Genomic DNA, 21,472 nt, shown 5'->3' with positions numbered 1-21,472 from the left:
GCGCGTGCCCCGCCGCCTGCAGGAGCTGCGCCTGGAGATCTCCAAGGTCTCCGGCGACCTCGCCCAGGACCTCGGCCGCTCCCCGACGGTCGCCGACCTGGCCACCCGCCTCGGCGTCACCGAGGAGGAGATCATCGAGGGCCTCGACTGCGGTCAGGCGTACCGGGCGCTCTCGCTGGACGCCCCCGCCGGCGAGAACACCGACCCGGGCGCCGCAGGCCTCGGTGACCTGCTCGGCGGCGAGGACCCCGACATGGCCAACGTGGAGAACCGCGAGGCGCTGCGCCCGATCCTGGCGAAGCTGCCGGAGCGCGAGCAGAAGATCATCGCGATGCGCTTCCACGGCAACCTGACCCAGTCGCAGATCGCCGCCCAGCTCGGCATCTCCCAGATGCACGTATCCCGGCTGCTCGCCGGCGCCCTGAAGACGCTGCGCGAGGAGCTCAGCGCCGTCGCCGAGTAGTCACCCCGGCACGCATTGCGCGACAACCCGAAGGAATGGCGAGCCGGCCACCTTCGGGTTGTCGCGCATCGGCATGCGACAACGGCAGCCGCACAGACGGCAGTCAATGCACCATGATGCCCGTTTCGCCGGATGAACCCCGTGCGCCCCGAGTCCGCGGCAAACCGTCGAGCCCGCGCGTGAAACGTTCAGCCGCTGGAGCTGACGATGCCCGGGTTCGCCGCGACGAACGTCGGCACCGTCTTCGTCCGCACGGCGCTCAACAGGTCCAGCGTCGTCTGGTCGAGCGCCTCGGCGCCCGGGTTCTCCGGGGAGGCGTGGAACCCGCCGTCGTTCGTCTTGAGCGTCAGCAGGCGGTCGCCGTCGATGCCGCGCATCGCGAAGATCCAGTCGTCCAGGCCGATCTTGCCCGTGTCGATCGTCATGGCGCGGCCGATGACCTCGAGGACCTTGTTGAGGGTGCTGGGCGAGCCCAGGACCTCCTTGCTGGCGATCTTCTTCAGCAGCGCCTTGATGAACTGCTGCTGGTGGCGCTGCCGGTCGTAGTCGCTCTTGGGCAGCGTCTCGCGCTGGCGGACGAAGTCGAGCGCCTCCCAGGCGGCCAGGTGCTGGTAGCCGACCTCGTACACCTTCGGCGTGACGCCCTTGATCGGGATCAGGATGGTGCCCCCGTTGGGGTCGTCGCGCTGCTCGAAGGGGACCTTCGTGTTGCCCTTGGCGTCGTGGCCGATGTGCACCGAGACGGTGCGCTGGTCGACGTACATGTCAACGCCGCCGAGGACCCGCACGACCTCCTGGAAGCCGACGAAGTCGACGATCGCCGCCGCGTCGAAGGTGATGCCCCAGTTCTGCTTGATCGTGGAGGCGAGCAGCGTCGTGCCGTGCTTGCGCTGCTCCTTGCCGGTCAGCCCGTAGCCACCCTCGGCGAAGGCGCCGTTGATCTTGCCCTTGCCGCCGCCGTAGCTGCGCTTGCCGTTGTTGTACTTCGGGATCGCGACCCACGTGTCACGCGGGATGGAGATCAGGAACGCCATGTCATGGCTGGCGGGGATGTGCAGCACCAGGATCGAGTCGGAGCGGATCGGCTCGCTCGGGTCCTGGTTGGGCCGGGGGTCGATGCCGATGAGCAGGACGTTCTTGGCACCGCTGACCGAGGCGTGCTTCTCGCCCTCGCCCCCGAGCAGGTTCTCCTTGTTGACGCTGCGGGTCGCGTAGCCGAAGACCGCGTCCTTCAGCACGAAGGTGGTGCCCGAGGCGATCATGAGAAGTGCACCGGCGATCACGAGAAGCCGCGCCCACAGTGGATCCCGCCGGCCGCGACCCTTTCGCCGCGCCACGCCCTTCGCCAACGCCCGCCACTCCCCGTATTCGGCAATCACCTTCCGTCATGAAGGCCTGGCCCCGGAAGCCTTCTGCACCGTACCTGGACAACGCGATATCGTCACGTCCCGGCGGCGACGTTGCATCGCCGGTGGCCCCGATCGATACGGAGCGTGTTGGTGATCCGGAAGACGGCGGTGGCGCTGCTCCTCGCCTGGCTCATCCCGTTGGCGACGCATCAGGTCCGGCTGGACTTCCTCCTGCCGCTGCTGGTGCTCGCGGGCGCCGTGGCGGTCCAGCGCGGTGGGGTCACCCTGGCCGACCGGGTCGTGGTGGCGGCCGCCCAGCTGTTCGGCGCGGCCTGCGTCTTCGGGCTCGCGATCACGCTGTGGCCCGGCCACCTGCACCCGACGCTGATCGCGGGCGTCGCGTTGACGGTGCTGGTCCTGCTCGCCGCCGCCACCGGCCGCACGCCGCAAATGCCCAAGATGCGTAAAGACGCACTACTCGCGATCGCGGTCGCCGGGGTGTCGGCGGTGGCGCTCGTGCCGTATGTCGCGCGGGACCTCGGCGGCCGGCTCGGCCTGCCCCTCGCCGGGGAGGACATCGCCCGGCACTTCCTGCTGTACGACGTGATCGGCCGGACCGGCGGCTACCTGTTCCTGCGCCCGGAGGCGCTGCGCCCGTTCGTGCCGGACGCGGAGCTGACCGGGATCGCCAACTACCCGCAGGGCCTGCACTTCAGCTACGCGGTGCTGGACCGGTTCGTGCGCTCCTCGGCGCACAACGCCGCACCGGCCACCGCGGTCGACGTGATGGTGTGGCTGCTCGTCGGCACCTACCTGCTGCTCGCCCTCGCGGTGCTGTGGGCGGCGCGGCGCATCGCCGGGCCCGGCGATGGCGCCGCCCGGCTGCTGCCGGTGCTGGGGCTGGTCGCCGCCTGGCTGGTCCTCGGCGACCCGGTGACCGTGCTGTCCCGCGGGTACCCGAACGAGCTGGCCGGCCTCGCCTGCGCCGCGGTGCTGACCGCCCTGGTCGCCCGGCCGCTGACCCGGCTCGGCGAGCAGACCGCGACCGTGGCGTTGCTGCTGGTCGGCGTGTCGTTCACCTATTCGCTGTTCCTGCCCTACGCCGGGATCGTCGCGGCGCTGTGGGCGGTCCGCGCCCGGCTGTGGCGGCGCTGGTGGGCGTGGGTGTGCGCGGTGGCCGTCGGCTGCCTGGCCGCGATCGGCCCGCTGACCGCCGCCGCCGCGTCCAGCGACAGCCAGCTGCTGCTCAACGGCACCGCCCGGGTCGTGGACCGGCCGGCGACGGTGCTGCTCGTCGCGCTGGCCGCGGTCGGCGTGCTGGCCACCGGGACCCCCCGCCGCAGCCCCCGCCTGCGGGCCGCCGGGTTCGCGCTCGCCACGGCCGGGGTGATGGCCGCCGGGCTCGGCGCGTACCAGATCGCGACCATCGGCCGTCCGGTCTACTACTTCGACAAGCTGCTACACCTGCTGATCGTGGTCGCGCTGTGCGTGCTCGGCGGGCTGGCCCGCTTCCGGGTCAGGCTCAGCGCCACGGTCGCGGTGCCGGTCGCGCTGTTCATGCTGGTCGCCGGCGGCGAGTGGCACACGACGCCGGTCGCGCCGGGGGTGAAGCTCGCGCTCGGCCGGGACCGTGGCTCTCCGGAGGCGGCCCGCGACGCGCTGCTGATGGCCAGGATGTTCCCCGACGGCGGCGGCGCGGTGAACGTCGACCTCATGGGCAGCCCGTGGCGCAACTGGTCGGCCACGCTCGGTGCCGCCGCCCTGCAGGGCCAGTACCGGCACTTCCCCGGCTGGTCCGGCCTGCTGTACCCGGGCGGCAAGGGCGGCACGATGGACGACCTGGATCGTTTGGTGGCGAACAGCCCCGTGACCGTGCGGTTCTTCCTGCACGACCCGGCGGCGAGCCTGCTCGTCGTGGACACGGATCACCCGAACCGCCCCGCGGTGCGGCCCGGCCAGCCGCTGCCGGTAGCCTTCGGTGATCCGGTTGCGCCGTCGAACATCGAGGCCGCCCGCCTGCTGGCTGCGAAGTATCCGACAAAAGTGCAGCTCGTGTACGCTACGCCAGCGAACCCTTAAGGATCGCCGAGACGGATTGGTCATCGTGCAAAGACCCGTGGTGAGCGTCGTCATCCCGACGCGCAACCGGCCCGAGCTGGTGGTGCGTGCGGTCCGCAGCGCACTGGCGCAGACCCTGGCGGAGCTGGAGGTCGTCGTCATCATTGACGGACCCGACGCCGCGACGGTTGCAGCCCTCGGCGAGATCGGCGACGAGCGGGTCCGCTGGGTCGAGCGGGAGACGTCCGGTGGGGCGCCCGCCGCCCGCAACCACGGCGTCGACGTCGCCAACGCCGAGTGGGTCGCGTTCCTCGACGACGACGACGAGTGGCTGCCGGAGAAGCTCGAGACGCAGCTGGCCCGGGCCAAGGCGTCCGGGGTGCCGCTGCCGATCGTCGGCAGCCGCCTCTACATGCGCACCCCGCGGGCCGAGCTGATCATGCCGCGCCGCATCCCGGCGCCGGACGAGCCGATCAGCGAATACCTGGCGGTGCGGCACGGGCTGTTCCACGGCGACGGGTTCATCCAGACCTCGACGATCATGGCGCCGACGGCGTTGCTGCGGAAGGTGCCGTTCGCCGACGGGCTGCGCCGGCTGCAGGAGCTCGACTGGACGCTGCGCAGCCTCCAGGAGGACGGCGTCGACCTGATCTACGCCGAGGAGCCCCTGGTCATCTGGTATGCGGACGAGAACCGGCCGCGGATCAGCTTCGACGCGCCGTGGAAGCAGTCGCTGGACTGGCTGCGCGAGACCCGCCCGCGGGTCACGCCGCGCGCCTACGCCGCGCTGGCCATGAGCGTGGTCGGCTCGATGGCCGCCGCCAGCCGCAGCCCCCGGGTCTTCTTCGACCTGCTGGGCGAGGCCCGCCGGCACGGCAAGCCCAGCGTGACCGACTATGTGACCTTCCTGCAGGTGTGGCTGGTCCCGGCCGGGCCGCGGCGGGTGGTGCGCGACTTCTTCCTGAGCCGCAAGCGCAGCAAGGGCAAGAAGCAGCTGCAGGCCAGCGCCCGATGACCCGGCGCACCGCGATCACCGCGGGCTCGGCCGCCGCGGCGGTCCTGGCGGTCCTGGCGGCCGTCATGGAGCACGGCCGCACCGGCAGCGTCAGCGAGTCTGCGGAGGCGTTCGCGGCGGCGGTGATCGCCCTCGGCGTCGTCGCCCTCGCGGTGAGCCTGCCCGGCATCACCCTGCGCGGCGCGGCCACCGGCGGGCTGTTCACCCTCGCCGGCATCCTCACCTGGACCTCGACGCAGCGGCCGATCGTCATCTGGGCGGTGCTGTTCGTCGAGGTCGTCGTCTTCGCCGTGTGGGGCCGGCCATGGCTGCGCACCCTGCGGGAGCTGCCGGGGCTGGGCGGCGCCTGGCTCGGCCTGTCCTACTGGGTGTTCGGCGTGCTCGGCGCGCTGTTCGTCCTGCGCGCCGGCCACCTCACCGTCGCCGCGCAACGCCTGGCCTATCTCGGCGTGTTCACCCTGGCGGTCCTCGCCGTCGTCGCCACGACCCGCCGCGACCGCGGCAGGGACCTCACCGTCGGCATGGCCGCGGCGATCCTGGTCGGCATCGGCGCGCTGCTGTACTTCGGCGCCGGCAGCCTCTTCGACGAGCTGCACGCCATCCCGGACAGCGCGTCGGCGCGGGTGATGCGCAACCGGTTCTGGGGCGGGCCGGGGCTGTTCTACCACCCCAACTCCCTCGCCGGCCTGGTCGTGATCGCCGCGGTGCGGGTCGGCTTCGACCGGGCGTTCGCCGCGTGGCAGCGCGTCGGCGTGGCCGTGGTGTCGGCGCTGGTGCTGTCGATCAGCGACTCGCGGACCGGGTTCGTGTTCGCGGCCGCCGCCGCCGTGGTGCACGCCGTCGTGGTGCTGCTGCCGCGGGCCGGCCACACCGGTGAAGAGGACCTGGACCGCGGCCGGGCCCGGTGGGTCGCGGTCGCGATGCCGTTCGTGGTCCTCGCCGCCGTCTTTACCGTCGGCGGTGGCAGCACGTTCCTGTTCCGCGACCGGTTCACCCCGGACGGCGGCGACGTCACCAGCGGCCGCACCGACACGTGGCGGCAGGTCTGGGTCGACTGGCAGCACGCCGGCTGGGCGGAGAAGACGTTCGGCGACGCCCGCACGTCCCGCGCGGTCGTGCACCGCGACAACGACGGCGCCCCGAAGGAGGGGCCACGCCGGGACCTCAACACCGACAACGCCGCCGTCGGCGCGTTCCGCCGCGGCGGGGTCCTCGGCGCCATCGGCTTCCTGATCGGGTTGGCCCTGCTGCTCTGGCACGCGCTGCGCGGCCTCTGGTACGCGGTCGTCCTGCGCCGCCCGGGCGTGGCGCAGCCGGCGCTGTGGTTCACGGTCGGCGCCGCCGCCGCGGTACCGACGATCATGACCGAGGACTGGGTCATCGGCGGCACCAACGGCGCGATCTGGCTGGTGCTGCTCGCCGGTGAGGTCAGGGCGCGGCAGCGGCCGGAGCCGGCCGCCGTCGTGCCGGGCCAGGGCTCGGGCGGCCAGGCGCGGGCCGCCGAAGGGCGTCAGGGCGCCAGCGCGTAGGCCACGTCGCCCCGGCGGTGCACCGGCCACGCCGGCGGCACGTAGAACTCGCAGGTGTGCGGCGGTTTCACGCACAGCACCGCGTCCACGTCGTTAACGGTCGCCGGCGCCAGGCCCGGCTGCAGCGACTGCATGGACACGATCCGGGTGCCGCGCAGCAGGATCCACCAGGGGTACTCCCACGTGTTGTACCCCTGGACCAGCCCGACCCGCCGCGCGCCGGCCCCGCGGACCGCGGCCGCGGCCCACTCGTAGTCGCCCTGCCAGCCCGGCTCCCGGATGAACCGCTGCTCCAGTTGCGGGGTGGTGAGCACGGATCCGGGCCCGACGAGGCGGCGCGGCCAGCCGTAGGCGACGGCGAGCCCGCCGACGGCGACCCCGGCCACGAGCGTGCCGGTGGTGGCCCAGGTGGCGAGCCGCCGCCCGCGCAGCCCGGCGATCCACAGCCCGGCCAGGGGCGCGCCGAGCACGAGCAGGAAGACGACGAGCCGGTTGCCCCACGGCTGCCACTTGACGGTGACGACGTAGGCGAGGACCGCCAGCCAGAAGACGGCGGCGTAGAGCCGGGTGGTGGGCGCCGAGTCCCGGCGCAGGGCCATCAGCAGCGCGCCGAGCAGGATCAGCACGCCCTGCGCGGGCATCGACACCCGGTCCTCGTCCGGCGGCCACGACCGGTAGGGGAACGTCTCGTTCCAGTACGTGATGTCGCGGTCCTGCGGGTCGACGCGCAGCACGCCGGCGAGGCCGACGATCCCGGCCTCGATCGCCTCGTTGAGGGGCTTCACCGGGGTCTGCAGCGCCGTCTCCGCGATGCGCAGCGCGTTCACCAGCACCGCCGGCGGGTCGTGCCGCTGCATGGAGATGGACTCGCGCAGGTGCGCCGGGCCGAGCGGGTTGCCGTAGGTGTCCTGGACCCGCACCAGGTTGGGCCCGGCGAGCAGCACCATCAGCGCCCCGACGGCGGCCGCGCCGGCCAGGCCGCGCCACCGGGTGAGCCGCAGCTGCGCGGCGGCCCAGGCGGCGAGCAGCAGGCCGGCGGCGAGCAGCCCGGTCGCCTTCGTCAACAGCGTCAGCCCGGCGGCGACGCCGATCAGCAGGACGTCGAACCAGCCGGATCGGGCGCGCAGGCCGTCGAGGGTGCACGTAGCGGTGCAGGCGACCCAGCACGCGACGACGAGGTCCGTCTGGGTGCTGGTCGCCTCCAGCACGACCATCGGGGTGGTGCCGACGACGAGCGCGGTGACGAGCTGCGCCCTGGTGCCGCCGCCGAGCTGCTGGGCGATGCGGGCCGCGGCGAGCACGGCGCCGACGCCGGCGGCGAGCTGCAGCAGGTTGTAGGCGCCGTCGCCGCCGGTGAGCAGGCGCAGGTGCAGCAGCAGGTACTCCGCGCCCGGCGCCATCGCCAGCTGCCGGTCGATCATCGTCGGGTGGAAGCCGGCGTGGCCCTGCTGGACCCAGTGCTCGATCTTCGGCAGGTGGTAGGTCTGGGAGTCGAAGTTGTTCGGCGGGGCGATCACGGCGACGACGAGGTCGAGCCCGAAGAGCCCGACGAGCGCGCCCACCATGAGCCGCTCCGCCCCGCCCAGCGCCGTCCACCGGTCCCGGACGGCGCGCAGCGCCGGCCGTGCCGCGCGCGGGCCACCGGACCGGCGGATCGCGAGGCCGCCGGTGACGAGCAGCGCGGCGAGCCAGGCGGTGATGAACGCGGGCCGGTGCAGCGCGTGCACCGCCGACAGCACCTCGACGGTGAGGGCGGCGGCGCCGCCGACGATGACCGCGGCCCGCAGCAGCGCGATCCGGACTCCGCCGTCGCTCGGCCGGCACAGCGAGGCGACGGCCAAGAATGTGAGCAGCGGCACCACGATCACGCGGGCAAAGCTACCCGACGGACGTGGCGCCGCCTCACATCGATGGATTACAGGCGTTCGACGGCATCGCCGTAGCAGCGGGCCCGGGTGTCGAAGACGTACCGGGCGTGCCGCTCGACCATGTCGTAGTCGAAGTCGTCGTGGTCGGTGAGCAGCACGACGGCGTCGGCGGCGGCCAGCTCGGCCGGGGTCAGATCGACGATGGTCACGCCGCCGACGTGGCCGGTGTCGCGCTGCGACGCGTGCGGCTCGACGGCGTGCACGTCGGCGCCCTGCGCGACGAGCAGCTCGGCGACGGCGCGGGCGGGTGACTCGCGCAGGTCGCCGACGTTGCTCTTGTACGCCAGGCCCAGCAGCAGGATCCGGCTGCCCTTGACCGGCTTGCAGCGGGTGTTGAGGCCGGCGGCGAGGCGCTGCACGACGTAGCGGGGCATCCCCTCGTTCACGTCGTTGGCCAGTTCGATGAACCGGAAGCGCTGCCCGACCTCGCGCTTGACCTGCCAGGACAGGTAGGACGGGTCGATCGGCAGGCAGTGCCCGCCGACGCCGGGGCCGGGCTCGAACGCCATGAACCCGAACGGTTTGGTCGCGGCGGCGCCGATCGCCTCGCGCACGTCGACGCCGAGCTGGTTGGCGACGATGGCAAGCTCGTTGACCAGGGCGATGTTGATGTGCCGGAACGTGTTCTCGAACAGCTTGGTCAGCTCGGCGGTCCGCGGCGCGGAGACGGGCACCAGGCGCTCGACGAACCGCTGGTAGAACCGCATCGTCGCGGCCAGGGACGCCTCGTCGATGCCGGAGACGAGCTTCGGCGTGTTGTCCAGGTGCCAGGTCGGGTTGCCGGGGTCGATGCGCTCAGGGCTGTAGCCGAGGAAGAAGTCGTCCGGTGTGCTGAGCCCGGACGCGTGCTCGAGCAGCGGCCGCAGGACGGTCTCGGTGGTGCCGGGGTAGGTGGTGGACTCGAGGATGACGGTGCAGCCGGTCCGCAGGTGCGGGGCGAGCCGCAACGCGGCCTGTTCGATGTGGCTGATGTCGGGCACGCCGTCGGTGAGCGGCGTCGGCACGGTGATCGCGCAGGTGTCGAAGCCGGCGGCGTCGGCGTAGTCGTCGCTCGGGCGGTACCGCCCGGTTTCCAGCGCCCAGGCGAGCCGGTCGTCCGGCACGTCCTCGACGAAGGAGATGCCGGCGCCGAGAGACTTGACCCGGTCGGTGTCGACGTCGAGCCCGACGACGTCGTCGCCCGCTTCGACCGCCCGCATGGCGAGCGGCAGGCCGACGTAGCCCTGCCCGATGATGACTGTTCTGCCCATGATCATCCTAAGGGTGGGAACACTCGACCCGCCGGCCGTGACGAGGGCCGACGGGTCGAACGCATTGACGTGTTGGGTGATGGCTGCGGCTAGGAGACGCGGCGGCGGCGCAGCATGAGGCCGCTGCCGACGAGTGCGGTGAGGCCGAGCAGGCCGGCGACCAGGTCGGCGCCGTGGACGGGGTCCGGCTGGCCCTGCGCGGCGAGGTTGTCGCTGCCGGCACCGGCGGTGTCGTTGAGGCTGGTCTCGTTGCCGGACAGCCGGAACGGGCTCCAGCCGCCGAAGAACGGGCCGTAGAAGCCGGCCGGCCGGTCGCCGCCGTCCCAGCGGTGGTGGCCGCCGTTGTCGCGCACGCCGTCGCCGAGCGGCGTGCCGGCGAAGAAGTCGTCGCCACCGAAGCTGTACGAGCCGCGCCAGGCGAGCACCCGCACGGTGACGGAGGCCGACTGTCCCGACTTCTTGCCGGTGACCTTGATGGTGGCGTAGCCCGGCGACGTGAGCCGGACCTTGGCGGAGAACCTGCCGTCCTCGTCGGCGCGGCGGTCCCCGCTCACCCTGGCCGGGAACGGGCTGTCGAAGCCGCCCGAGTGCCGGGTGATGCGGTACTTGACACGGATCGAGATCGGCTCGCCGGGAAGGAACCGCTTCCCCGCGATGCGGACCGCGCCACCGGTGCTGACGGAGGCGGAGCTCACCCTGACGACGGGCTCCGGCGCCGGATAGTTGGCTGCTGCCGCAGCGGCGCCACCGGGTTCGGCGTGCGCTGCGGTCGGTGCTCCCAGCACTGCCGCCGCGACGAGTGCCCCCGCGAGGGCGGTCAATGCGGATCTTGTTCGGGGTCGCATAAATTTCACCGTAGACTTCACATCACCCCGATATGGGCATTTTTCATCATTTGCCGCATGCCTCGGCGGATTGCAACCGGAGCGTCCAGGGTGCGATGCCCGGGGTGGTGAGCAGGCGCGGCGTGAACGCGGCCCCCGGCACCGGCAGCGGACCCGTGATGAGGTTCAGCTCCAGCGTGCTGCTGCGCCCGGGGGCCAGGTCGACGGTGAAGACCGCGACGGTGCGGCCCAGCTCGAAGCCGCTGCCGTAGTCGACCGGCGCGCCGTCCTGGGTGGCGTCCACCGGCGCGCCGCCGCTGGGCAGGTACACCATGACGTTGGTGCGGATCACGTACTCGCCGGCCAGGCCGAGGCCGAGGACGCTGCGCGGCAGCCCGGCGCTCGGCGCGGTCGAGGCGAGCCGCACGGTGAGCTTCAGGTGCCGGGAGCCGTCCTCCAGGCACTCGCCGGCGCTCAGCCCCGCCTCGCGGGTCAGGTAGTAGCCGAGCTTGGCGCCCGTGCCGTCGTTGAGGAACACCCCGACGGTCGGCCGGGCGCCGTCCTCGGCGGGCAGGGTGCCGGCGAAGGCGGTCGCGGCGATCTCCGCCTGCTCCTGCGGGTGCGCGCTCCAGGCGAGCAGCCGCCGCTCCTGGGCCGCCCGCCGCAGCGCCGGCACGAGCGCCGCGGTGGAGAACGCGGCGGTGGTCAGCTTGTCGAACACGGCCTTGGCCGCGCCGGCGAAGAACGCGTCCTGCGACGCCTGGTCGGGGATCGTCAGGTACACGTCCGACAGCAGCCGGCGCACCGCGGTCGCCCCGGTCAGCGGCGGGCCACCGGCGACGTCGACGGGCCCGGTCGCCTGCAGCAGGTAGGCCAGCGCCACGGGGTCGGTGGCCAGGACACCGTCGACGGCACGGCCCGAGCGCAGCCGGTACATCTCGCGGTACAGCGCCGCCGCGGTCGGGAAGTCGGGGGTGAGGTTCACGTCGGCGGGGAACGTGCCGAGCCGGTCGGTGTGCAGCTCCTCCTGGTCGGGGTCGAGCGGCAGCACCGGCTCCGGGAACGTGCCGATGCCGGTCGCCGCGGCGCCCTGCTCGACGATGCCGATCGCGCCCCGGTCGGCCCGCAGCACCACGTACGCGCCCATCATGCCGCCGGTGGCCCGCACCTCGGCGAGGTTCTGGAAGAGCACGAGATACGTGCGGGGCCCGGCGGCGCCGAGCATCGCGGGCAGCAGCCTGGCCGCCCGGGCGACCGGCTCCAGCAGCGGCACGACCCGCCGCAGCCCGTCGTCGAGCCGGTCGACCGCGGCGCGGACCCGCGGGTCGAGACCGTCGCGGTCGAGGGCGGCCAGGCGCCGCTGCGCCGAGCGGGCCAGCGCGCCCGCGGCGGCGATCTTCGGCGCGGCCGCGGTGACCGCCGCCAGCCCTCGCGGGTCGTGGTCGCCGGCGAGCGTCGTCTGCAGGCCACCGGCCGCGTCCAGCAGCGGCGGCAGGACCCGGTCGGCGAGGTCGTCGACGATCCGGGCGACCGCGCCGACCGCGGTGAGGTCGTCGCCGGCGACCGGGGCGGCGGTCCCCAGCCCCCAGGTGAGGCCCTGCGTGTCGGCGCGGGCGGCGTCCGTCTGCCGGCGCAGGTCCGCGGTCGCGCGCCGGGCGGCGGTCAGGTCGCCCGCGCGCAGTGACCGCTCCAGGGTGCCGACCAGCGTGGCGGCGCGCCGCAGGTGCCCGGCGGCCGAGCCGGCGACGACGAGCAGCCGCAGGCCAAGCCCGGCGGCGAGCACCAGCACGACGGCGGCGGCGAGCACCGCCCTGCGCCGCCGGGTGCGCAGCAGCGCCCGCAGGTGCGATCGGACCCCGGTGATCTCAGTCGAGCTGTCGGGCACCGCCGACGACCTCCTTGACCTGTGCTGGCTGGGTGATGACGCGCAGGGCGCGGTAGAAGTCGGTGCGCCGCCGGGCCAGGGTGTCGGCGGCGTAGCCGCGGGCGCGGGCGAGGTTGCGTCGCGACGCGGCCGCGGCCGCCGCCGGGTCCGCGACCAGGGCGGTGATCGCGTAGGCGAGGGCGACCGGGTCGTCGGGCGGCACCAGGTGCGCCGGGTCCAGCAGCTCCGGGGTGCCGCCAACGCGGGTACCGACCGCGGGCAGGGCCCGGGCCATCGCCTCGATCAGCGCTCTGGGCAGCCCTTCGGTCCGCGACGGGAGCACGAACAGGTCGGCGTCGTCGAGGAACAGCCGCACGGCCGCGCCGGGCGGCACGGCACCGGCGAACGCGACCCGCCCGCCGAGGCGCCGCTGCCGGACGAGGCGCTCCAGGTCGGGGCGGCAGCGGCCGTCGCCCAGGTGCACGAGGTGCGCCTCCAGGCCGGCCCGCACCAGGATCGGCAGCGCCTCGATGAGGGTGTCGATCCCCTTGTACGGCATCTCGAGCGAGCCGACGGACACCAGCCGGACCGCGACCTTGGGTGCGGCGGGGGCGCGGGGCCGGTCGACGAACGCCGGCTCGTCGAGCTGGATGCTGGAGTACGCGGCCGTCACCGCCCCGGGCGCGGCCGGGTACCGCGACTGCAGCGCCCGCTCGGTGACGTAGGCGACGGCGACGGCGGTGCGGCACTGGAAGCGCAGCCTGGCGGTGAACCAGGCGCGCAGCAGCGGGCGCAGCGGGTGGCGCATGACTTCGGGGGCGAACACGTCGTAGGGGTCGCCGACCACCTCCAGCCCGAACGGCCATCCCCGGCGGCGCAGGCGGCGGTGCAGCAGCGTGCCGATCGGCGACGGCACCCGCAGCAGGGCGGCGTCGCCGGGCTCGACCGCGGTACGCACGGCGGCGCGCACTCCGCGCAGCCGCAGCAGGTACTGCAGCGGGCCCACGTAGTGCGGCACGGCGCGCACGGTGACGTGCTCCCCGTCGACGCGCCGCGCGTCCGGCGGGCGGCCCGGCCGCTCGGCGACCCTGGCCACGACCCGTACCTCGTCGAAGACGGTCAGGTACCGCTGCCAGAAGTCGTACGCGCCGCCGGTGGTGGACCAGACCCGGCCGTCCGGGGTGCGGACGTACCGCTGCTCACAGCTCACGACGAGACGCACCGCGCCGTCACCTCCTCCTCGCCGCGCACCGAGACCAGGCGCAGCACGCCGTAGAAGACGAGCCCGTAGACGCAGGTCTTGAGCAGGCCGGCGCTCTCGCCGCGGAAGCCGTACATCCAGGCGACCGTGAACAGCACGCTCGCGTACGCGTAGACCGGCGCCCGGTCGATGCGGTTGATCAGCAGCCGGTGCACGACGGTGAGGCCGGCGAACAGCACCGGGATGCCCCACAGCCCGTAGTTCAGGTACGCCTCGCCGGTCAGGGAGAAGCCGTAGCCGGACGCGCTGCCCGGGGCATACCGGTCGACGAGCCACTGCGCCAGCGGCGGCTGGGCGTGCCCGGGCACGAGATTCAGCACGGCGTGCCAGTAGGTGGCGCCGTGCGTGAACGGGTCGACGGCCGGCACGTGCGTCATGACCCACGTGTCGACGAACAGCACGGACCCCTGGTTGAGCACCTGCGTGGTGCCGGCCGGCCCGCCGCCGCGGAGGCTGAAGATCGCGGTGGCGCCGAGCAGCAGCACGGCGCCGTAGCCGGCGGGCCTGGCGAAGGAGCCGCCACGGGCCAGCTCCCGGTGCAGGATGATGCTGAACAGGACGAAGACGAAGTCCCGCTCGCCGGTCGACAGGCAGTAGACGACGTAGACGACGAGGTTCAGCCGGTACGTGAAGCGCCCGGCGCCGCTGCCGTCGGCCATGAAGTACAGCGCGCAGGCGAACATCTCGAACAGCAGGTAGTCGTAGTGGCCGGGGCCGGCGACGCCGATGCGGTCGATCTTGGTGCCGGCCAGGAAGCCGGTGCCGCCGAGGACCAGGACCGTCGTCGCGTAGAGGGTCAGCGCGACCAGCACGACCGGCAGCAACGGGAAGCGGTGGGTGGTGCCGCCGGCACCCCCCGCGCCGGCGGCACCCCCGGCACCGGCGGCACCGCCGGTGCCGGCCAGGTCGCGGCGCTGCCGCACGAGCAGGCCGCCGGTGAGCACGCCGGCGAAGGCGAGCAGCAGCCCCAGCGCCGCGCGGTCGATGAGCGCGGTGTTGATGCCGAAGTAGATCGAGCCGCCGAGCAGGTGGCTGACGACGGGGCCGAAGCCGAAGAGGAAGAAGTACGCGGCGACGTAGGCGAGCACGTCGCGGCCCCCGCCCACCAGCAGCAGCACCGGGATCACCAGCCCGGCCAGCAGCACCGCGTACCACGGGTCAAAGCTCACGCCGCAGCAGCTCCCATTTCAGGCCGGCGTGGACCGCGGCGGCCACGGCGGTGGCCCAGGCCGCGCCGGTGATGCCGTACCGCGGCACCAGCACCAGTGCGGCAAGGACCGCGGCGGCCAGGACCGCGGCGTTGACGGCGAGCTGGCCGGTGAAGCGGCGCACCGCCGACAGCGCGGCGTCCAGCACGAAGCAGGTGGCGGCGACGGCGGTGGCGACGGTGAGGACGGTGAGGGTGCCGGCGTCCTCGGCGTACCCGTCGCCGTAGACGGCCCGCAGCACGCCCGCGCCGAACAGCTCGGCGGCCCACACGGCCAGCACGCCGGCGACGGCGACACCGGTCAGCGCCTGGCGCACCAGCGCGGCGAAGCGGTCCCGGGCGCCGGTGGTGCGCAGCTCGACCAGGCGCGGCAGGAGCGTCTGCGCGACGGCGGAGACGAGCAGGTTGCCGGTGAGGACCAGGTACCCGGCGGCGGCGAACGCGCCGAGGGCGGCGGCGCCGAGCTGGTCCTGCAGCGCGTAGCGGGGCACGTTCGCGGTCAGCGAGGTGAGTCCGGAGGCGAGGCCGAGCGGCAGCGCCGTCCAGACCAGGGCACCGGGGCCGGGCGGGCTGGAGCGGTGCCGGTGCCGCCTGGGCACGCTGGTGCGGGCGTCGGCGTCCAGGACCCGCGAGGCGAGCGGGACGCAGCAGCCGAGCCACGCGATGAGCGAGCCCATCGCGGACCCGGCGGCGGCCCAGGCGACGCTGCCGGTCGCGGCGAGCAGCACCGCGGTCAGCCCGACGGTGAGCGCGCCGTTGACGACCTGGGCGGCGGCGACGGCGCGCTGGTCGTGGTGGCGCTGCAGCAGGCCGAGGTAGATGTCGCCGATGCCGTCGAACGCCTTGGCCACGCCGACGGGGATGACCACCGCGGCGGGCAGGTCGAAGATCCACGCGGCGGCGCAGACCGCGGTGACGGCGACGGCCATCCCGCCGGCGCGGACCCGCAGGTACCGCCGGAACGGGTGCTCGTGGACGGTGTCGGTGACCAGGACGGTACGCAACGACAGGTTCGCCAGCAGCACCAGCGGGGCGCCGACGGCCAGGCCGAGCGCATAGTCGCCGACCATCGCCGGGGTGCCGAGCCGGGCCACGACGACGAGGACGAGCCACTGGCACAGGGCGTATCCGGCGTTGCCGGCGACGCCCCAGCCGACGTTGCGGGCGAAGGACGGCCGCCGCGCGTGCCGGACCCGGGGGCGCACGGACGGGCGCAGCGTCTGGCGCGGCGACTGCCGGCCGGCCGGGCGGGCGGCCGGACCGCCGGAGGGATTGACGGGTCGCAGCTGGGTCATCTTCGGGCGACCCGTTCCAGCACGTCGGCGACCGCGGCGGCGGCCCGGTCCTGCGCGAAGCGCGCCTCGGTGCGGGCCCGGGCGAGCTGCCCGCGCCGGCGCAGCACGCCGCTGCGGAACTCGGCGTGCGCCTCGTGCAGGGCGGCGACGAGCGCGTCGACGTCATCGCGGGGCACGGTCCAGCCGGTCGACGGGTCCACGGTCTCCGGCAGCGCCCCGGCGTCGGAGACGATGCTCGGCACGCCCATCGCGCCCGCCTCCAGCGCGGCGCCGTGGTTCTCCGACAGTGACGGGCTGATGCTGACGTCGGCGGCGGCGTAGCAGTCCCGCACGTCCAGGACCGAGTCCTGCCAGTCGACGCCCGGGTCGTCCGCGACGCCGAAGCGGCGCATCAGCGCCCGCTTGTGGGTCTCGCCGGCCGGGGTGAAGCCGCCGCCGAGCAGGATGAGCCGGGCACCGCCGGGCGTCTCCCGGCGGAAGCGCCGCCACGCCTCGAGCAGCACGTCGTGGCCCTTGATGCCGCGGCCGCGGTGGGTGAGCCGCTTCGGCGGGTACACGTAGGCGACCATGCAGGCGGTGAACGTGCCGGGGGCGACGCCGAACGCGTCCCGGCAGGCGGCCCGGTAGGCCGGCGACGGGGGCGTGAAATGCGCGGTGTCCACGCCGTACGGGATCGCGGTGACCCGGGCGGCGGGCATGCCGATGCGGCGGTAGCGCGCGGCGGTGTGCTCGCTGCCGCCGACGACGACCGTGTCGAGGCGGCACAGCAGCCGCTCCACCAGCCGGATCAGCGGCGACTCGAGGTACAGCGGCCCGGCCACCATGTGCACCCGCCGGGCGGGCAGGCGCAGGCTCGCGATCCGGGTGGCGAGCGCGGAGGCGTACAGGTGGTAGTGCAACACGTCCGGGGCGAGCGCGCGCAACTGGCGGCGCAGGCCGAGCAGCCCGGCCGCGGTGGCCGGCGAGGGGCGGAACCGGAAGTCGAACGCGGACTGCACGACGTCGATCCCGCGGTCGTGCAGGGCCTTGCGCAGCCGGCCCTCGCTGCCGGGCGGCAGGACCGCGACCACGTCGTGGCCGCGCCCGCGCAGCTCGTCGAGGTGCGGCAGGGTCCACCGGCCGCCGTCGTCGGTCTTGACGAGCATGGCGACCTTCATCGGGCCGGCACCCCTTTCACGGTGGTCTTCGGCTCGACGTCGCGGGTCACGCACGCCCCCGCGCCGACGGTGGCGCCCTCGCCGACGCGCAGACCCTGCAGCACGCAGGCGGTCGTGCCGATGAGCACCTCGGGGCCGACGCGGCAGTCGCCGGAGATCGCGGCGAGGGGGTTGACCTGCACGAAGTCGGACAGTTCGGTGTCGTGCCCGACGGTGCTGTTCTGGCTGAGGTGGACGTGCCGGCCGATGCGCACGTTCGTGGTGACGCGGGCGCCGGCGAACGCGACGAACCCCTCGCCGACGCAGGCGTCGGGTCCGATCGTCGCGGCCGGGTGGACCAGGGTCGCCGCGGCGAGGCCGTGCAGGCGCAGCTGCTCGTCGAGCCGGGCCCGGATCCGCGGGTCGCCGATGCCGATGACGTAGCCGATCGAGGGCCGCTCGTCGCCGAGGCGGGCGCTCGGGCCGAGGAACGGCACGCCGAGCGCCGACACCCGGTCGAGGTTGCGCTGGGTGGGGCCGTCGTCGACGAAGCCGCGCACCGGCATGCCGGCGGCCCGCGCGATGGTCAGGATCTCCCGGCCGTGGCCGCCGATACCGACGATGACGAGACCGTTCTTCACGTCTGCCGTCCTGCCGTTGGAGCGCGGAGCTCGTGGTTGGTTGCCGAGCCGATCGCGGTGACGCCGTCGCGGCGCAGCACGGTGCGCACGGTGGTGGCGAGGATCCGCAGGTCCATCCGCAGCGTGCGGTGCCGCACGTAGTGCAGGTCGTGCGCGAACTTCTGCTCCCACGTGAGGTTGTTGCGGCCGAGGACCTGGGCCAGGCCGGTGATGCCGGGCCGCACGTCGTGGCGATGCGCCTCCCGCTCGGTGTACCGGCCGAGGTACGCGCTCGGCAGCGGCCGCGGGCCGACGAGGCTCATGTCGCCGCGCAGCACGTTCCACAGCGCGGGCAGCTCGTCGAGGCTGGTGGCGCGCAGGAACCGGCCGGCGGGGGTGAGCCGCCCGGCGTCGCTGCCCGGGTCGAAGCCGGGCGCCGCCGGCGGGCGCATGGTGCGGAACTTGACGAACGTGAACGGCCGCCCGTGCAGCCCGGTGCGCTCCTGCCGGAACAGCACCGGCGCGCCCATGGTGCAGCGCACGAAGACGGCGGTGGCCGCGATGACCGGGGCGAGGACGACCGCGGCGATCCCGGCGCCGGCGAGGTCCAGGGCGCGGTTCACAGGAACTCGTCGATCGCGTCGAAGACGCGCTGCCGCGCGGCGTCGGTCAGCTGCGAGCCGCTGGGCAGCGCCAGGCCGGTCGCGAAGAGCCGGTCGGCGGCGCCGGTGAGCCAGGCGCGGGCCCCGCGGTACACCGGCTGCCGGTGCATCGGCTTCCAGACCGGCCGGGTCTCGATGTCGTGCCGGGCGAGGTGCGCGCCGAGGTCGGCGGCGCGCCAGCCGGCATCGCGGTCCTCGACGGCGATGACGGTCAGCCAGCAGTTGGAGCCGTGGTCGGACTCGCCGACGATCCGCACGCCGGGCACGCCGGCGAAGGTCTTGGCGTAGCGTTCCCGCAGCTGCCGGCGCCGGGCGAGCATCCCGTCCAGGCGCGACAGCTGGGCCCGGCCGACCGCGGCGAGCAGGTTGCTGAGCCGGTAGTTGTACCCGACGTCGACGTGCTCGTAGTGCGGCACCGGCTGGCGGGCCTGCGTGGCCAGGTAGCGGCAGCGGTCGGCGAGCGCGGCGTCGCCGGTGACCAGCATCCCGCCGCCGGACGTGGTGATGATCTTGTTGCCGTTGAACGACAGGGCGGCGGCCCGGCCGAACGACCCGGCGGGGCGCCCGTCCCGGCTCGCCCCGAGCGCCTCGGCGGCGTCCTCCAGCAGTGGCACGTCCAGCGCCTCGAGCCGCCGGTTGTCGGCGCAGGCGCCGAACAGGTCCACCGGGACGACGGCGCCGACGTGCCGCCCGTCGCGGCGCAGCTCGGCGACCGCCCGCTCGACGAGGCCGGCGTCGACGTTGCCGGTGTCGGGCTCGCAGTCGACGAAGACCGGCTCGGCGCCGGTGTAGACGACGGCGTTGGCGGTGGCCGCGAACGTCAGCGTCGGCACGACGACCACCTGCCCGGGCCCGACGCCGAGGGCGAGCAGGGCCAGGTGCAGGGCGGCGGTGCCGGAGCTGACCCCGACGGCGTAGGCGGTGCCGCACCGCCGGGCGATCTCGACCTCGAACGCGTCGAGATCCGGCCCGACGGGCGCGACCCATCCGGACCGTAAGGCGTTGACCAGGTAGCGCTCCTCGGTGCCCGACATGTCGGGCGCCGACAGGTGGATGCGTGCGTTCATCGGGGGCTTTCCATGCTGTTCGTCTGTCGGGCCAACCTGTGCCGGTCGGCCATGGCGGAGCGGCTGGCCCGCGCCGGCGGCCTGGCCGCCACGAGCGCGGGCACCCACGCGGTGCCGGGGCTGGACATGCCGCCGGAGGCGAAGGCGGTGCTGCGCGAGCTCGGCGCGGACCCGGAGGGCTTCGCCAGCCGGCGCGTCGACGGCGGCCTGCTCGCCGGCGCCGACCTGGTGCTGACCGCGACGCGGGCGGAGCGGGCGCACTGCGTGACCCTCGCCCCGGCGGTGGCGGCGCGGACGTTCACGCTGCGGCAGTTCGGCCGGTACCTGGAGGCGTCGCCGCCGGGTCCGACCGCGCTGCGGGACGTGGCCCGGGCGCGGGGGCGGCTGCAGCCGGGGTCGCCGCTCGACGACGACCTGCCCGACCCGTACGGCGGCCCGATCGACGGGTACCGGGACTGCGCCGCGACCATTGCGCGCATCCTCACCCTCCTGGCCGACCGGCCGCGTCGAGATCCCGGCTGAGCGGTGCGGGCCGCGCGGTGAGCAGGGGCGCGCCGGGCCGGGTGCCGTAGTAGGCGTACGTGTAGGCGTCGTCGCCGCCGGCCTTGGCGCCGTTGAGCACCGCGCCGAAGAGCCGGGCGGAGACCGCCTCGATCGCCAGGACGGCGGAGCGCACCTGGGCGACGGTGGTCCTGCCGGCGCGGGTGACCAGCACGGCGCCGTCGGCACGGCTGGCCACGACCGCCGCGTCGGTGACGACGAGCAGCGGCGAGGTGTCCACCACGACGTAGTCGAAGTCCTCGCCGGCGGCGGCCAGCAGGCTGGCCATCTGCTGGGAGCCGAGCAGCTCGCTGGGGTTGGGTGGGATCGAGCCGCTGGCGAGGACCCACAGGTCGCGGTCGCCCCACGGCTGCGCGGCGGTGTCCAGGTCGACCTGGCCGACGAGCACGTTGGTGAGGCCGACGGCGCCCTCGAGGTCGAGGTACTCGGCGAGCTTCGGGCGGCGCACGTCGGCGTCGACGAGCAGGACCCGGTGCCCGTTCTCGGCGAGGACGATCGCGAGGTTGCAGGCGATCGTCGACTTGCCCTCGTCGGGCAGCGCGCTGGTGACGACGATGCAGCGGGCCCGCCGGTCCGGGTCGACGAACTGCAGGTTGGTGCGCAGGTGGCGCATCGCCTCGCCGCGCGGTGACCAGGCGGCGTCCTCGACCAGCAGCGGCTCCTGCCGGGCCCGGGGATCCATCGGCACGGTGGCCAGGACGGCCTTGCCGGCGGCCTGGCGCAGGGCGGCCGCGGTGCGCACGCTGCTGTCCAGGATCTCCCGCAGGACCGCGCCGGCCGCGCCGACGAGCAACCCCATGAGCAGGGCGACCGCGAAGTTGCGGGCGGGCTGTGGGGAGACCGGCTCGGTCCCGACGCGGGGCCCGGTGACGACGTCGACGCGGACGGTCGGGTTGTCCGCGCCCGGCGGGGTCTCCAGCACCGCGACGAGCGCGGCGAACCGCAGCGCGACGGCCTGGGCGATGCGCAGGGCCCGGTCGCTGCTGGTGTCCAGCACGGTGATGTCCAGCAGCACGGTATCGGGCACGGTCCGGGCGCTGATGCGCTGCTGGACGCCGTCGGCGTCGAGGCCGACCGCCGGGTCGGACGCCACGGCCCGCGCCAGACGGTCGCTGCGCACCAGGTTGACGTAGGACCGGGCGCGCTGCTGGGAGAACAGGCCGCCCTGGTACGCGTCGGTCACGCCGCTGCTGGGCGTGCTGACGAAGAACGTCACCGAGGCGGCGTACGTCGGTGCCGTGCGCGCGGTGACGACGACCGCGGCGACCAGGGCCAGGCAGGCGGTCGTGGCCACCAGCCACCAGCGTTTCCGGACCGCGCTGACATAGTCGCGCAGCTCCATACGCCATGACCTCCCGTGCTCGCTTCTTTACGAAGAGTGAC

Annotated in this window: 18 protein-coding genes; 5 read left to right on the top strand and 13 right to left on the bottom strand. The window is 74.2% G+C overall.

Translation table 11 applies throughout. The features are described from left to right. Window positions 1–463 (top strand): sigma-70 family RNA polymerase sigma factor (locus tag OP18_RS40720; RefSeq protein WP_033364554.1); only part of this gene is annotated, 463 nt, incomplete at its 5' end. Between the two features lie 188 nt (window positions 464–651). Here the strand turns inward: OP18_RS40720 and OP18_RS40715 are convergent. Next, entirely contained in the window at window positions 652–1,725 is a 1,074-nt protein-coding gene (locus tag OP18_RS40715; protein ID WP_052388076.1) for an LCP family protein, read from the bottom strand. Between the two features lie 237 nt (window positions 1,726–1,962). Here OP18_RS40715 and OP18_RS40710 point away from each other — a divergent pair, with 237 nt between their 5' ends. From OP18_RS40710 to OP18_RS40700, 3 genes are read left to right on the top strand one after another with little or no spacing between them, the layout of a single operon-like run. Further along, window positions 1,963–3,891, top strand: coding sequence for a hypothetical protein (locus OP18_RS40710; RefSeq protein WP_033364537.1), 1,929 nt, complete (start codon window positions 1,963–1,965; stop codon window positions 3,889–3,891). Between the two features lie 40 nt (window positions 3,892–3,931). Continuing rightward, window positions 3,932–4,885, top strand: coding sequence for a glycosyltransferase family 2 protein (locus OP18_RS51635; RefSeq protein WP_245635698.1), 954 nt, complete (start codon window positions 3,932–3,934; stop codon window positions 4,883–4,885). Continuing rightward, window positions 4,882–6,414, top strand: a complete 1,533-nt coding sequence (locus OP18_RS40700; RefSeq protein WP_052388075.1) for an O-antigen ligase family protein — start codon at window positions 4,882–4,884, stop codon at window positions 6,412–6,414. Before OP18_RS51635 ends, OP18_RS40700 begins: the two co-directional genes overlap by 4 nt. Here the strand turns inward: OP18_RS40700 and OP18_RS40695 are convergent. From OP18_RS40695 to OP18_RS58070, 11 genes are all read right to left on the bottom strand, one after another. After that, a complete protein-coding gene (locus tag OP18_RS40695) occupies window positions 6,396–8,282 on the bottom strand; it encodes a phospholipid carrier-dependent glycosyltransferase (protein ID WP_033364535.1) in 1,887 nt (628 codons plus the stop codon). The two genes, OP18_RS40700 and OP18_RS40695, sit on opposite strands and share 19 nt — an antisense overlap. A 47-nt stretch (window positions 8,283–8,329) precedes the next feature. Beyond that, complete coding sequence (locus tag OP18_RS40690; protein WP_313900944.1) at window positions 8,330–9,592, bottom strand: nucleotide sugar dehydrogenase; 1,263 nt, start codon at window positions 9,590–9,592, stop codon at window positions 8,330–8,332. A gap of 89 nt (window positions 9,593–9,681) precedes the next feature. Beyond that, on the bottom strand, window positions 9,682–10,287 hold the full coding sequence (locus OP18_RS40685) for a hypothetical protein (RefSeq protein WP_033364533.1): 606 nt from the start codon (window positions 10,285–10,287) through the stop codon (window positions 9,682–9,684). A 196-nt stretch (window positions 10,288–10,483) separates the two neighbouring features. Continuing rightward, the gene (locus tag OP18_RS40680) at window positions 10,484–12,301 is read right to left on the bottom strand and encodes a DUF4012 domain-containing protein (protein WP_052388074.1); all 1,818 of its coding nucleotides are present in this window, start codon (window positions 12,299–12,301) and stop codon (window positions 10,484–10,486) included. Beyond that, window positions 12,282–13,502: a glycosyltransferase gene (locus OP18_RS40675; RefSeq protein WP_033364532.1), complete on the bottom strand. Its 1,221-nt coding sequence runs from the start codon at window positions 13,500–13,502 to the stop codon at window positions 12,282–12,284. The genes OP18_RS40680 and OP18_RS40675 overlap by 20 nt, the downstream gene beginning before the upstream one ends. Beyond that, window positions 13,487–14,710: an O-antigen polysaccharide polymerase Wzy gene (wzy, locus tag OP18_RS40670; protein WP_033364531.1), complete on the bottom strand. Its 1,224-nt coding sequence runs from the start codon at window positions 14,708–14,710 to the stop codon at window positions 13,487–13,489. The genes OP18_RS40675 and wzy overlap by 16 nt, the downstream gene beginning before the upstream one ends. Continuing rightward, window positions 14,700–16,043 carry a lipopolysaccharide biosynthesis protein gene (locus tag OP18_RS40665; protein WP_033364530.1) on the bottom strand — a complete coding sequence of 448 codons (1,344 nt, stop codon included), beginning with the start codon at window positions 16,041–16,043 and terminating at the stop codon, window positions 14,700–14,702. The genes wzy and OP18_RS40665 overlap by 11 nt, the downstream gene beginning before the upstream one ends. Continuing rightward, window positions 16,040–17,200 carry a glycosyltransferase gene (locus OP18_RS40660; RefSeq protein WP_033364529.1) on the bottom strand — a complete coding sequence of 387 codons (1,161 nt, stop codon included), beginning with the start codon at window positions 17,198–17,200 and terminating at the stop codon, window positions 16,040–16,042. Before OP18_RS40660 ends, OP18_RS40665 begins: the two co-directional genes overlap by 4 nt. Beyond that, window positions 17,197–17,820, bottom strand: a complete 624-nt coding sequence (locus OP18_RS40655) for an acetyltransferase (RefSeq protein WP_033364528.1) — start codon at window positions 17,818–17,820, stop codon at window positions 17,197–17,199. The genes OP18_RS40660 and OP18_RS40655 overlap by 4 nt, the downstream gene beginning before the upstream one ends. Further along, window positions 17,817–18,422 (bottom strand): sugar transferase, encoded by a 606-nt coding sequence (locus OP18_RS58075; RefSeq protein WP_033364527.1) that lies wholly within the window; start codon window positions 18,420–18,422, stop codon window positions 17,817–17,819. Before OP18_RS58075 ends, OP18_RS40655 begins: the two co-directional genes overlap by 4 nt. Then, entirely contained in the window at window positions 18,419–19,528 is a 1,110-nt protein-coding gene (locus OP18_RS58070; protein ID WP_033364526.1) for a DegT/DnrJ/EryC1/StrS family aminotransferase, read from the bottom strand. The genes OP18_RS58075 and OP18_RS58070 overlap by 4 nt, the downstream gene beginning before the upstream one ends. Window positions 19,529–19,540: 12 nt before the next feature. Here OP18_RS58070 and OP18_RS40640 point away from each other — a divergent pair, with 12 nt between their 5' ends. Then, window positions 19,541–20,050, top strand: a complete 510-nt coding sequence (locus OP18_RS40640) for an arsenate reductase/protein-tyrosine-phosphatase family protein (protein ID WP_033364525.1) — start codon at window positions 19,541–19,543, stop codon at window positions 20,048–20,050. Here the strand turns inward: OP18_RS40640 and OP18_RS40635 are convergent. Then, window positions 20,010–21,431 (bottom strand): tyrosine-protein kinase domain-containing protein, encoded by a 1,422-nt coding sequence (locus tag OP18_RS40635; protein ID WP_063745726.1) that lies wholly within the window; start codon window positions 21,429–21,431, stop codon window positions 20,010–20,012. The two genes, OP18_RS40640 and OP18_RS40635, sit on opposite strands and share 41 nt — an antisense overlap. Window positions 21,432–21,472 lie beyond the last annotated feature (41 nt).

This window comes from Dactylosporangium aurantiacum, from assembly GCF_000716715.1.
In the GTDB taxonomy this organism is placed as follows: domain Bacteria; phylum Actinomycetota; class Actinomycetes; order Mycobacteriales; family Micromonosporaceae; genus Dactylosporangium; species Dactylosporangium aurantiacum.
This window is presented reverse-complemented; position numbering and strand designations above follow the sequence as displayed.